Origin of the sequence: Aridibaculum aurantiacum (genome assembly GCF_017355875.1) — a bacterium.
Lineage (GTDB): Bacteria > Bacteroidota > Bacteroidia > Chitinophagales > Chitinophagaceae > Segetibacter > Segetibacter aurantiacus.
The window spans coordinates 720,479-734,902 of sequence record NZ_JAFEWC010000003.1 but is presented as its reverse complement, the minus strand read 5'-3'; the positions used below and the strand labels follow the sequence as shown (position 1 = coordinate 734,902).

Below are 14,424 nucleotides of genomic sequence, written 5' to 3'. Positions count from 1 at the left end.
TAGTTATTATGCAACTTTATTCTTTTTGGCTTACATCTTATAAAAGAACCTAATCCGTACCTGCTATGGCAAAAATTTTCTTTGTCAGTATGCTACTATTGTGCTTACACAAAGTGAATGCGCAACATACTACTGCTACTGCATCAGCCAATATTATATCAGTAGTTGGCACTTCTAAAGAAGCTGAACTGAACTTTGGAAAGTTTAGCAGTAATAAACAACCTGGTGAAATCACTGTTACGCCTTTCAATCAAATCATTGTTCATGGAGGAGTAACTACGGGAAAAGATGTTCGTGCAGTGGAAGCGGCTAGCTTCAGGGTGTATGGCAGCACCAATGATCATGTTATAAGTCTACCGCAGGAATGCATGATTGTACGGGAAGATGGGCAGGAAGCAATGCTGATCTGTTCATTCAATATACATTCCGCTGCTGATCCTGCAACTCCTTACGATACACAGAAAGTATCTATTGGCGCTACGCTAAAAGTAAATCCCAACCAGGTGCCGGGCGTATACATACCCTCACAACCTTTTGAAGTAATGATCAATTATAACTGAAAGAAGAGCGCCTTTACCTTGTTTATCTTCTCAACTGCTGGCTTTGCTTTGTCTTCAAGATTTTCTTTTTCACTGGTATCTGCTGCATTTGCTGCTCCTCTGCTAGTACCATTACCACGACCAACAGTAGATTTTTTGGCTTGAATTTTTGGGGCACTTGTAGCAGAACGTCCATTAACACTACCGGCATTATCAATGGCAGCTTTGGCTTTTGTACGTAGTGGAATACGCTGTTGCTTTACCTCTTCCTCTACCGGCGGTTGAGCTACTGGTGTAGTTGGGGATTGAGGTTTTATTGTTCTGCTTGTATGGTTGCTGTTTTGTAATCCATTTCTTACAGAGGTTTCTGCTTGCTTATTCCTAACATCTTTTACAGGAGCAGTTGCCTGCTGTGATCTAACTCCCGGACCTGATGAAGTGATATTGACTTTTGCTTGCTTTCTGCCTGTTATAACACCAGGTGCATTAGAAGCTGCAGGTTGTGCCACTTCTTTATTTGCTTTAGCTGGAGCTGGTATAAAACCTACAATGGTATACTTAGGTTCTTTTACTACAGGCTTAGGTTTAGCTACTGTATCTTTCACAACAACAGGTGCAGGTGGTGGCACTATTATCACTGGTACTGGAGGAATAGTATCCCATGATGTGATGTTGAAATCGATACCATCTGCTATATCTCCATCTAAAGTTGGCTTGATGCTGAACGAATGCACCTGGGGGCAACAGAAGTTCAGCTTCGCCATTTGCTCCACATCAATAGCGGCAGAATAATCACCAGGCGACAGACCTAGGTAACTGAAGTAACCATCAGGTTCAGTAAGTGTTTTGGCTACCAGTGTAGTATCATTCTTGTAAATGTTCACAAACATTCTTCCTATACCAACTATACCACCGTTACGTTTCTTATCCAGGTAAACATTACCCGATACCTCACCTGCTATCAATATTGGTACTTCCACTAGTTTGAATAGATTTGGCTCTACAGTCACCTGTATGTTGGGCTTCTGTATCCGCCAGCTAATGTTATCAAAGCTGTTTGGATTACATTCTATCAGGTACTCTGTATATGGCTCCAGCCCCAGGATGGTAACTGATGTATCTTTGGTATTCTTCTCTACTCTTCCTCCATTTACATGAAGCTTAAGACCTGCCACTCTTGGTTCCCCTTTGTCGCGTTTCCCATTAGCGTTCAAGTCAATGAAAGGTATGACAGTAACGGCTCCTCTACCAACACTTGATTGTTCGCGGAAACGAACAACTTTGGTCTTATCATCAAAAAGTACACTACCACGAATGGTCTGCTGGTTGATCATGTCGTTGTTGAGCTTGCGAGACAGGATAGCCACCTGGGCAAAGGAAAAGTTGTATCGGAAGCCAAAAGAAAATGATGTTCCTGCTTCGGCCTGACCATGTTGATAAGCAAATGTAGCGAATGCATTTTTCGTCACCCTTTTCTCAAATTCTGTTCTGATGGAAGTGAATGCTTTTTCACGAAAATCGTAGCGGACTTGTGGAGAAAAACGAATGGCTGCAGGCAGTCTGAAATTAAGAGACAGGTTTGTGTTGATCCATGGCTTTAGATCCTGCGGCACAACGGCGGTAGTAGTAAGATTAGAACTGACACCTGCGACAACACCCGAAACTACCCATTCTCCCTGCATTTGTTGATGCTTTGGAAACACATGCTGAACAACTGCAAGTTTGGTAAAACCTGCAAATTTCTTTGTACGAAGCATGTATGAAAAGCCCGCTTTGCGCTCTTCAAAAAAGTTTACGTTAACTGCAGTTTGCCCCTTTTCATATTTCGTATAATCCAGTTCTAACTGGAAAGCTGAAGGCAAACGATAACTCAAATATCCTTTTGTTCGTACACCTGCCATGTGTTCTGCATTTACTAAAATGTTTTTGCCGAACCTGGCAGACACATTCACAAAAGGCATTACTGATCGAGGATAAACAGAGGACATATATTCTACACCTGCACCAACAGTTACACGCCTGGTAAAGCCATAATTGATATTTGCTCGTGAGAACTTTGTTCCCTTATCATCATCTACAATACCAGCCGAAAGATTATATTCCAGTTCATGAACAGGGAGAAAGTTGAAAGGAATATTGATGGTTTCTTCCCTTACACGCTCTTCACCATAAGGTCCATACGCACGGAGCGTTACTACTGTGTTTCCATAAACCAGTGGTACATCAAAACTGAAAAAGCCGGATGCATCCGACTTGGTGTAATTGATCAAAATATTGTTTACATATAACTCCACCGTCCATTCTGGCTCTATTGTATAGTTGAGACGATAACTACCAAACGACTTTCGATAGGTAGTTGGGGTATTGCTGATCTGTATACCATTTATTGGCGCGAATACAGTAGAAGTTGGTTGCGACATCACCCGCCCAATACTAAGTTGTTTGACCAGCTTACTCTGGTTATTTACCATTCGCCATCGGTAGAATTGTTGTCGCCTGTCTAAGCCATCACGATCACTATACCACAGCTGCACATTCGCTTCACCACCAAAGATGTTAGCGCCTGCGCTCAGGTTAAACCGGTTGAAACTACCTCTATGAGATTCTTGCATTCCATAGAAGCCGTAATCAAGCATTCCTAATCTAAAGGATCTGGGGCTTCTTGCTGCAACCGTATCTGCTGTCACTTTATTTTTTAACCATGCGATATTCTTGCGCATCTGCTCTTGCTGCATCTCGCGAATAGCTGGCAAATCAACTTTGGTATCAAGAGTAACTGCAAGGCTGCGGAAGTTAAAGTTGCAGGCAAGACCAAAGATCTCACCAAAATAATCAGAACGAAGATAGAGGTCAGATTCAGTACGTAAGAGGGTGTTTGGCTTCAGGTTGTAAACAACATCTTCATAGATGATGTGATTCATCTGCCTGTTGACCAGGTACCGAGACTTCGGATGGATAAAAAAACCGGATATAGAATCAAAATGGGGAGAAACATTATTCTTTAATCTCAGGAAATCAAATACTGCAGAAAAAGAAAGGAAGATGGTTTGACCCTGCACTACAGCAGGAATTTCTTTGTGTCCTATGCGTGGTACATGCATAGCAACAGATACCTCTTCATATTCGAAGTAGTTCTGTACCTGCGCCATTGCTTTATCCTGAAAGCAGCACATCATCAATATTAAGATGAAAAGCAGCTTCAGGTATGACATACGGATAACAGGCTTCAGCAAAATGTATGAAGGTGTACTGACCATTGAAGGCTTAAAGCTAAAAACATGTAAAAGTCCCCCTACCCTGCATGGCAGCGGACTTTGAGTGGAATAACGGAAACAGAGATTGGATATTGTATTATCGAAGATCTATTTCTTCACTTGCCAGTACTTTATTTTTAAGACCATCCTCAGTATAGGTTATCCTGATCTTACCACTACTTAGATCAGCGCCGGCAAACCTGTTCAATCGCACTTTTATTATGCGGGATGGGGTTGGTGTATAAACGGCTACTCCTTTTGCTTCGGCTATCCTGGTAGTTTTGCCATAAGGAGAAAAATGTTCTACTACAATGTCTCCATACACAGACATATTACCTGTACGATGAAAGGTGAAGCCAACAACCGGGATTGTGTCTTCCAATATACTCAATGAGATGTCAGACATTTTTATTTCGGAGGTAGATGTACCTACTCTAATGATAGCAGGAATAGAAATGCCAAATACAGGAACCAGTTTCACTGAAACACTTGAATCAGTTACAATTGCCGGATCACCCAATGGTTTGTCATTAGCCAATGCCCTGAAGTACAAGTGTGACCTGTATTCACCCGGAGCAAGTTCATTAGCCTTTATAAGTTGAACCTTTACTGTTTGTGCCTCATTGGGGGCAAGCGTTACAGTACGAGGAAATATCCGCAAATTTTTGTCTGCAAAGTTCTGCCCAGAATCCGGCTCAGTGATGTTTTCAAATTGGCCATCATGTTTCATCCTGATCTGAACAAAAGAGATTGCATAGGTTGCTGTATCGTTACCAATATTTGCAAGGTTCAGCTCATCCGAACGTTTTGAACCTTCAAAGACAATTCTCTTTGGAGTCACCAAAAGGTTTCCTTGAGCACTTGCTGAAGTGGATCCGAAACAAGAGATTAAAACCAGTAGTATGATGCACAAAAACTGGAGGCGTCTAGGGTAAAGAGTTGTCATAGAGGTAGTAATTACTAATGAACTAAAATACCCGGGCAAGTGGCAATTTTGCAACTTGCCCGGAATAAGTTTAGTTATAATTCACAGTAACTGTAAAAGGAGTAAGTGAAATGTAAGCACCTGCGGCTTGTGCAGGATCTACATTCAATGTAGCACCTACACGCACAACCTGAGTACCTGTACCACCCGCACTGCCAGAAAGCAAACCTGCACCTGTAGTGTTTGTTGGATCACTGGTGAAGTTATTAGCTGTCATGGTATTGCTACCGTTTTCTAATACTACTGAGGATGGAAGTGTAATTGAATAAGTCCTAGCTCCTTCACCCGAAACAGTAAATTGCGCAGCAGTCACAGTTCCCGCAACTGCAGGAAGCGTAACACCAGATGTCGCTGTACGGCCACCTGCAGGTGTCAATACTACAGTACCACCCGTAGATGCTTGAACTGCTACGTTGCCAAAATTCAAATCAACATTTTTGGTGATGCTGATCGGGTTGATAATATTTGCTGCAGCGGTAGCAGTTGCCGAAGCTTGTGCATTAACACCCGTTGAGAATGCGGCTAGAATCAATCCTAGTCCGACGACTTTTGTCATTTTGTTTTTCATTTGGATTTGTTTTTGTTTTTGTTTGGTTGATTGTTTGTTTTTGTGATGAATAAAACGCTTTAGTTATTAATTTATTTTTCTAAGTATTTAATTAATAAGATCTTAAAGTCATTCGAGGTTGAATGTCACGTAAAAAGTTCCGGTATAAGTTCCTGGTGGAGCTGTGGCCGTTGTTCCTACTGTTAAGGTTCCGCCTATATGCACCTGGGTACGGGTGGGTGGTATAGCTGTAGTGGTAAACATGGATGCAGGTGATGACTGGCCAATGGTCAGGGTCATACTACCTCCATTGCTACCGGTAAGGGTAGCATTGGGTCCATTCATAATTGAGACTACAGAACCTTGCGGCGCTTCTATTTCAAAGATTGCCGGCTGTGGCATTTGCAGGTTTAACGCTAACACAGTGCCTGTAGTGGTTCGCGAACCACTTGGCGACAAGATCACCGATCCGCCACTGGGCCCATTGGCAAATGAACCAAAATGCATGTCTTGCACTGAGTACACCGTCATCGCACCAGGGTCGCTAGGTAAACTATCTGTAGGAAATTGCGCATACGACACATAGGATAAAAAACTCAGCATGATCATCATTACCAGTTTTTTACCCTTACTCACCCGCTTCACCATATGGTTACCGCGCATCCTCATTTTACTAGCAGTAGCTGTCGCACTATCGGCTCTTTAGCATTTACAATTTGTACATAGTATACACCTGCCGCCAACTTGTTTGGCAGGTGCACAGGCATGGCTGCAGAAAGTCCATCGTACACAAAATTCTGCACGTAAACCTGCTGACCATAACTATTCACTAATGATAACGTATAGCTGCCCCTGTCTATTTTATTGAATGCAATATTTATTTGCTGACCCTGTACCGGGTTAGGAAAAATAGATATTGATGGCTGCTCTTTAGCAGGTCTTACCAATACTGCCCGGCTGTAGCTATACGTTCCATCTTTATTAATAGCTTTTACTTTGTAATACTTTTCTTTATCCAGTACAGTTACATCTATCCAACTATACCTGCCTCCTAGTGAAGGATTAGCTAGTACCTCGGCAGCCTTCGCAAAAGCTACTCCATCTGCTGAGCGTTCTACTTCATATTTTACTACTTCTGCTTCTGTGGCTACAGACCAATCCACTTTGCTTCCTGTGCCGCTTGCTGCAGCACTTACAGATGTAAATACCACCGGCAAAGTCACATCCTTCTTAAAGATGATCTTGAACCTGTCAGGAGCAGAAGAGGCTGCATCTGTAGTGATATTTACTACTATGATATTTGTATCAACCACCGATAGTGGCTGCACAGTGTTCAGGAATTTATCTTGCAGGTATGGCTTCACAACTGCTGTCTCCATTCCCTTAGTAAAAACTTCAAGTATATACTGCGCACGTGTAGTACGGAGGGTTTGCAAATGAACAGTATCGTCGGCTACCGGTTCCTGTCTTGTATGGATACTCAAATATTTTCCATCATTCACTACGCCAATAGCTTCTGAACTGTTCTGCATCTTGTGTGCATCGGCAGAACCCGGTACTATAGTTCCTGTTTTATCAAAAGCTACTAATGTACCATCTGTTAAAACTTTTGTTGTGCCGCTATAGTAGTAGAGATTAAGTGCTATCAAACTTAGATCTGCATCGCCGTTACTTCTAAAAGCATTCGGATTGTGGTTGCCAACTTTATCCTGCTCACGTATTTGCAACACAGGAGATGCACCACTTGTACGAACAAAGAATCCTTGTCCTGGCTGGATGTATTGATTGAGACCAATTGTGCCGGTGTAAGGAGCCACAAGCATGGTAGTACCTGCGGTGGTTACCGTTACGTATCCGCCTGTACCTGCCAGGTTTGGATCTATACCCCAATAAGTTCCTTCTATATTTGTTTTTGGCAAAGTAGCCCAATCTATAGGCGATGCAAACGGATTACCCAGCATCGTAAATCCATTCACGGTAGGATTAAGAGGTGTAGCTGATGATGTTGTATAAGTCTGGTCGCCTGTGGTAAGCGTACCGGTAGCACGAAGGATGGTCCACTTAGGATTTGAGGTAGACAATGTATTCGTCCTGTCGCCGTACACAAACATGAAGTAAGGAACGCCGGCTTTCAGTGGGGTCAACTTTGTATTCTTTCCATTGGCTGATGTATGACCAACAAAGCTGGAAGTAGCACCATTGTATGTAAATAATGACGTGTTGTTGGTTTGAATATCAAAACCATCAGCAGATGTTCCACCTGTAATAAAAGTGCCTATGTTAGGCGTTGTAGTGTTGCCCTGGTTTTGCCAGTTACCCCAGATGGATAATGCTTCCTGCCCTGGTGAAAGTGTATTAGCTGTGCTGGTGGTAACGCTACTTGTAATGATCCTGTATCTTCTCCTGCCGGGTATATATCTTTCTACTGTTACATTACCTACAATAGGCGTAGCCGCTGCCGATGTTATAGGCGCTACTCTTGCAGTAGCTGTAGCAGATGATTTAAGGGTAAGGAAACCACCTGTGTTAAAGGAGCCATTACTTACCGTCAGAACACCTGTTAAGTTTAGTGTTCCTGCCAATGCTACATTAGCTGAATTATTGATCGTAAGATTAAGAATGGTGTTGGCAGTAAAAACATTAGCAGGGATTGTTTGAGCAACAATGCTGTTCAGCTCCAATGTTCCTGCACTTGCCGTGAAATTGTTAGATGCTGTTATGATGCCACTAACTTGTATAGTTGCAGCTTGCACTACCAAGGAAGCGCCGCTGTTGATCGTCAGGTTTTGGCAAACCGCAGTACCTGTTGTTATTTCAGGGTGATGAGGCACAGCTGCTGGTATCACCACATCAGTAGATGACAATGGCACACCGGCTGTCCAGTTGGTAGAGGTGTACCAGTTCCTGCTGGTAGTTCCCGTCCATGAAGTAGTAGCTATTGGCTCTGCTACTGCAAAATCACCAAAAGAGGTAACAGCCGTGGCCTGTATAGAAGTAGCCAGAGGCGAAGCAATGGTCTGGGTTGCCCATGTAGAACCATTGTAACGCGTTACCCTGAAGTTAGCAGTATTGCTACCTGCATCAATATCAGTAGATACCCAGTTGAATGTGATGTTCGCATTGGAAAACACAATCCCGTTATTGGTAATGTTCCACCACCTGTTCACGCTCCTGTTAGAATTGAAATTAGATGAAGCCAGTTGCGGATGATCAGGCGTAAACACCCTTACCACCAGGTGCCCAACAGTAGTAACGTTGGCAAAAAACACATTGGCAGGCGTATAATTACTTGGTCCGCCAACTTCAAACAACCGCTCCTGGTTTGTGCCCGTAGCAGTAATATTTTTACGAAGATTACCATTTACCCAACCTGTATTTTGGCTGGCACCTGTTATACTGCCCGCAGCATTCAGTATGAATGTATTTGTTTGTATACGGCCACTTAAGAAGTTCAATGTACCGGCAACGGTGATGTTCGATCCTAGTACAGCAGTACCAGTCGCTTTATTCAGCGTCAGGTGCAGGAAGCCACCAGTTGACGTTATGGTTTGTGTGCCGGCACCGGCAAGCACTATACGGTTATTGGTACTGTCGTAAGAACCTCCGGTCATTGTCCAGTTACCCAACAAGGTATCAGTATAATTGCCTCCTTTAAAATTGCCTGCAGTGATGGTAAAGTTATTCAGGATCTTAAGATGACTGGCAGCGGTTTTATCACCTGAAGCCGACAACAAAAGGTTGCCATAAGACGTAGCAGCAGAAATATTTTGTGCTCCTCCTGCATATTCTACCGTACTCAATGTATCCAGTTCATAAGCTGAGAATACAGGCAATGAATTGGCGCCTCCTATTCGTAAGGTTCCTCCTTCCAAAATAGTTAGAACTCCTAAACCTATTGTACCATCCATTTCCTGGCTAATAGATAATCCTGCAGTATTAAATATACCCGTACGAACCTGGAGATTGGCCACAGTTGTCAGGGGTTTTGAAATGGTAGCAGTTATTCCACTGGCTTTTTCAATTGCCAGCTGCGACATAGGCAAAATTGTTGCTGAACCACCGATGATAGAAGGTTCGCTTCCTGTCATGGTAAGTACTCCAATAGAACCATCGTAAGTACCATTATTAGTAAAATTCCTGGCGACATTGAAGTCTGCTTTTGAGGCAATATTACCAGTAATGACAAGGTCATAAAATGTAGTGTTGGTACTACCATCCAATATGCCACTAGCAGAGGTAAGGGTAAAGGTGGATGTACCACCATCAAGGGTTCCATCACTGCTAAAATTCCCTCCTACTGTATAAGACCTGGCGCCAGCATTGAACCGTCCATTATTGTAGATAAGGAAGTTTCCCTGCACATTCCATCCAACAGTAGTGGTAACACCTACTGTATTGGAAATAACAACATTGGTAAGTGTGGTAGGTGTGCCCGCAACAGTAAGCGCTGCAGTTCCACCAAATTGAACCGTACCTGTACTGCTAAAATTTGTACCGGAAAGGGTTATTGTTCTTGCAACTGATGGGTTGAAGATCAATTCTCCTGAACTGGTAACGGTACCGTTATTGGTAAATGCACCGCTGATGGTATGAGTAGATGCACCTCCATTGAAGATACCTCCGCTGTTTACATTAAAAGCCACCAGTACCCGCCAATTAACACTCGGGTTTACACCCGCAGTATTGTTGATATTCAGCGTAGCAAATAACGGTGAACTGGAAGAATTGAAGACAGGTGAAACATTTCCATTGAAATTGATAACACCTGTGGACGTAGAAACAAGTGCACCGATCAACCGGATGTTTTGTACAACGGTACCGGTAAAAGTTGTAACACCACTACTCACGAGGACACCACTATTGATCATGTCGCCGCGTACGGTTGCAGTGCCTGCGCCTGCATTCAGAGTGCCTGTAGAAGTAACATTCAGCAGCGAGTTGATAGTAACGTCAGAACCGGTAATAGTATAGTTTCCGAAGATCGTGATCCTGTTGAATGTTGTATTTCCACTTATGGTATTACCTGTTCCCATAAACTGTACAGCACCTGTTTCCGGTACAAATGTGCCGTTGTTCATCCAGTTGCCCGACAGGTTGATTGAGAAGCTGCTTGAGTTAAATGTAGCACCACTGTTGATGGTAAGATTACCAGCGACAGTAGCTGTACCGATAAGTGTTTTTGGAGTGGCACCGCCGTTGCTAAACACAAGGTTTCCATAAGTAATACCAAGGACTGTCTGGTTGCCTGTGCCGAGGTAAGTAACTGTACTTGCCGGGGCAATAGCATAGGTAGAATAGTTTCTTGGGAAGTTGTTCTCTGCAGCTACTGATAGTGTAGCACCTGCAGCCAATGTAAATCTTCCTCCCAACGTGGTACGATTGGTAGTATAAGGACCAAGCGCAATATTACCAGCCAGGATGGAGAAGTCACCGTACACGTCGATGTTGCCGGTGAACAGCGCATTCCCTGTAGGCTTGTTGATTGCAAGATTATAGAATGTAGCCAGTGAAATAGATTGTGCGCCTGTACCATTGAACTCGATGGTACTGCTACCAGGAATGAAGATCCCTGTATTGGTAAGGCTTCCACCAATATAGATGGTAATAGCGCCACAACGTATATTGGCAGATTGGTTGATCAACAAATCGCGTCCGATAACCAGATTTGCATTTACCTCTAGTTCTCCACCAGAAATAACTATATCATTTACAACAGAAAGTGGTGCCGTTATATTGGCCACACCTGTTGTTTTGTTGATAACAAGATTATTATAGTTAACCCCACCTATCCATTGAGCATCGGTACCATTGTAATGCACGGTGCTGCTGCCTGCTGAAAACGTGCCGCTGAAATATTCATAGTCCTCTCCAATGTACAAATTACCAGCACCTGTATAAGTAAGATTGGCACCACCTGATTGTGTGAGCGAACCGGCGATGGTAATATTACCTGTAGAAACCACAACATCTATAGCATTGCCAGTAGTACCGTTGCTCAGGTTCAGGTTACCAAGTATGTTGATAGATCGTGCACCAACATTTATTGTATGACGACGTGCTGTTGTCCATTTACCACCAATGTTCCCAATCACCTGCAGGCTACCGCCAGTTCCCATGGTAAGTGTAGCAGATGTAAAACTGCCAAACTCAATGTTACGTGCACTAGCCGCAGTAGTAATGGTAGGATGATGCGTAAAAGCAGCCTGCCCTATTTGCACCACATCGTTAGCGGTAGGTGTAGATCCCGGTACTCCCTGGATGATCGTCCAGTTGGCCGCATTGTGCCATTCCGTACTTACTGATCCATTCCACCTAAGTACGTTAGGAATATTTGCCAGCGTCCATCGCTTTACCAGGTTGGTAATACCTGCCAACTCTACAAAATTGGACGTAGCATTGAAAGCAGTCTTACCATTCGATTCCCACTCTGTGCCATTGAAGCTCCACAATACAAGCGCTGATTCTGTGTTACCATTTAGCTCACCATCTTCATAGTGTAAACGCAATGTAGCATTGTAAGTACCGCTTGGTATAGCAATGGCATATTCACGATTGATAGAACTACCAAAATCAAAATCCGGAACCGAGGCCACTTTTACAGATACGGTCACCGAAGTAACAGAAGCAAGTGAAGCAAAATTAATGGTGTTATCAGGATGGGCAAAAGCATAAGAAACACCTGCAGAAAATGCATGCAGCCTGCGGATATTACCAAGTATTGTTCCGGAGCCATTACGGGTAGTGGTGATGGTAATGGTATTGGTATTGGTGCGCATTCTTCCATTGGTCATATTCACAATAGAAGCATTCACATTGCTAAGCAAGGTGAGTACATTCACCGATGTTGTCTTATTGAGCGTAAGGATATTGAAAGTAGTAGCTCCCGTAAGTGTCACATCAGAAGCACCCATGAATTGAACTGTACTGGTGCCTGCCGTAAACGAACCATTGTTTACCAAGTGGCTATTGAGCGTATGGGTAAATGTAGAAGCGTCAAAAGTAGTATTGGTGCCTATGGTGAAAACGCCGTTGGTGGTGATGTTACCACCGGCTGTTTTGGTATTACCATTGCTCAGCAATAGCTGGTGATAAGTAGTAGAAGGAATCACCTGGTTAACCGTACCATTGAAGTGAACTGTGTTAGGAATAGCAGACGTAACATTCAATGTACCGGCAGTGATGGTGAAAGTATTAGAAACACCCAACACAGAATTGGTAGAAAGGATAAGCGTGGTAGCATGTAGCACTACGTTGAACAGGTTGGCCGTACCGTTAAGTGTAGCCGACCCGGTAAAGGTGGCGGTGCCTGCTGTTGCCAGGAAACTACCGGAAATGTCCAATGCGTTTGAAACAGAAAAACTAGATGCTGTAGTAACTGTGCCTGGTATCAACAAGCCATGGAAGGCCATCGTTCCGCTACCGCTAATGGTTTTAGAAGCACCTGTCATGCTGATGTTTCCAGCAGATGCAGATAAACTTCCTGCTACGGACAGGTTGTCTCTAACAGTGAACGTACTGGTGGTAGTAACGGTGCCTGGAACAGAAAGATTTCCCAGGATTATACCTGAACCGATAATCGTTTTGCCGGCTCCCGTCATCGTCAGCAAGTTACCCGGCAGGTGCCTGAAACTTCCTTCTCCTGTTGTTTCCAGGTTACCGGCTACAGTAAGTAAGGCAGAAGTAGCTGTTATGTCAGAAGCGCGAAAAGATATGTTGTTGAAATTATGAGTACCGGTGCCTGATATGGTACTACCGGCTCCTGTATAGAAAACTGTCCCGGTGCTCCCGTTAAAGGTTCCGTTATTTACCCAGTTACCACCTACTCCTATGGTCATAGAGCTACCGTCAAACGTGGTGGAGGCGCCAATATTTACACTACCTAGTATATTAATATTAGAAGCTGCTGTATAACTCACACTGGAACCACTGCCCACGCTGCTGGTAAGATTGCCGGCAATTGTAAATGAAATGGCTGGTAAAGTTTTGATAGTTGCTCCTGAAGAGCTGGTAAAAGTAAGGTTGCCATATGTTTGAGGCGAAACCACCTGCGGGCCCGTTCCATAATACAATACGGTGCTGGTGATGCTAAGGGAAACAGTTGCAAAATTGGCAGGGAAAGCAGTAGTTCCGCTGGTACCGCCTGCTATGTGCAAAGAAGCGCCATTAGCTACGCTTAACGTGCCTCCTGCTGTACTTGTACCTCGATTGGCTGTAAAGGTTCGCAGATCAAGTATACCAGATAGAACGTAAATATTACCAATAGAAGAACTTGCGGATTGTAAAGCGTTAAGAGCCGTGGTTATAGATTTTGTACCTGCGCCACTAATGATCAAAGAGCTGTACGTAAAGTTGCTAATGGTTTGATCTGCCTGCGCGCTATACTCCACACCACTACCTGCTTGTAATACTGGATTGGCGCTGTAATTGGTGGAGTAGACATTCGCATTCACTTTTAAAATTCCACCATCTGTCACACTCACACTTCCGGTATACCTGGGATGAGTTGCTTCATCAGGTATCAATGTACCGGAAACAGTAAGACCATTTTGGGTACTAAAATTTGTACTGAATGTAACCACCGCTCCGGCATTGATGGTTGTGTTTTTAAATTGGGTAGCTGCCGTTCCACCTATCACCTGTGCAGTACCTGCAAAAGCTTCGTACGATCTGGGGTGGTAAGTATAAGAGCCGCCATTATTGATCCAGTTACCAGTGATGGTAAGCGTTCCTTTTGCCATATCCAATGTACCATTTGGTTCTATGGTCACATTGTGAACTGTACGAGACTTGAAACTTACTACAGCATTTCTAACGCCACCTACGGTTACACTTCTAAAAGTAGCGGTGGCCGGTATGGTAGGTTGAGAAAAGCCAATGAAATTAGCATCACCTACTATTATATCCATAGTGCTGGTAGGAATGCCATTCGTCCAGTTGTACGTTCTTGCCCAGTTTCTATCATGACCGATCCAGCTGGTAGTTTGCGCTAAACCTGCCACTGAGAATGCCATAAACAGCAATGCCAGCATCCACCTTTTTGTGCATGCCTGCATAAATCCTTTTTGACAGATTGAGAACCTATTCATATTCATCAGCGCC

General features: G+C 43.6%; 6 protein-coding genes. 1 reads left to right on the top strand and 5 read right to left on the bottom strand.

Translation table 11 applies throughout. The features are described from left to right. Positions 1 to 89: 89 nt before the first annotated feature. Positions 90 to 560: a DUF4402 domain-containing protein gene (locus J4N22_RS16725; protein ID WP_207496558.1), complete on the top strand. Its 471-nt coding sequence runs from the start codon at positions 90 to 92 to the stop codon at positions 558 to 560. Here the strand turns inward: J4N22_RS16725 and J4N22_RS16720 are convergent. The 5 genes from J4N22_RS16720 to J4N22_RS16700 form a co-directional block, all read right to left on the bottom strand. Further along, on the bottom strand, positions 551 to 3,715 hold the full coding sequence (locus J4N22_RS16720; RefSeq protein WP_207496556.1) for a hypothetical protein: 3,165 nt from the start codon (positions 3,713 to 3,715) through the stop codon (positions 551 to 553). The two genes, J4N22_RS16725 and J4N22_RS16720, sit on opposite strands and share 10 nt — an antisense overlap. A gap of 175 nt (positions 3,716 to 3,890) precedes the next feature. Further along, entirely contained in the window at positions 3,891 to 4,634 is a 744-nt protein-coding gene (locus J4N22_RS16715) for a fimbrial biogenesis chaperone (RefSeq protein ID WP_207496554.1), read from the bottom strand. Between the two features lie 175 nt (positions 4,635 to 4,809). Beyond that, positions 4,810 to 5,346, bottom strand: a complete 537-nt coding sequence (locus J4N22_RS16710) for a DUF4402 domain-containing protein (protein ID WP_242692267.1) — start codon at positions 5,344 to 5,346, stop codon at positions 4,810 to 4,812. 108 nt (positions 5,347 to 5,454) lie between these two features. Then, the gene (locus J4N22_RS16705) at positions 5,455 to 5,994 is read right to left on the bottom strand and encodes a DUF4402 domain-containing protein (protein ID WP_207496551.1); all 540 of its coding nucleotides are present in this window, start codon (positions 5,992 to 5,994) and stop codon (positions 5,455 to 5,457) included. After that, a complete protein-coding gene (locus J4N22_RS16700) occupies positions 5,991 to 14,378 on the bottom strand; it encodes a hypothetical protein (protein ID WP_207496549.1) in 8,388 nt (2,795 codons plus the stop codon). Before J4N22_RS16700 ends, J4N22_RS16705 begins: the two co-directional genes overlap by 4 nt. Positions 14,379 to 14,424: the final 46 nt, after the last annotated feature.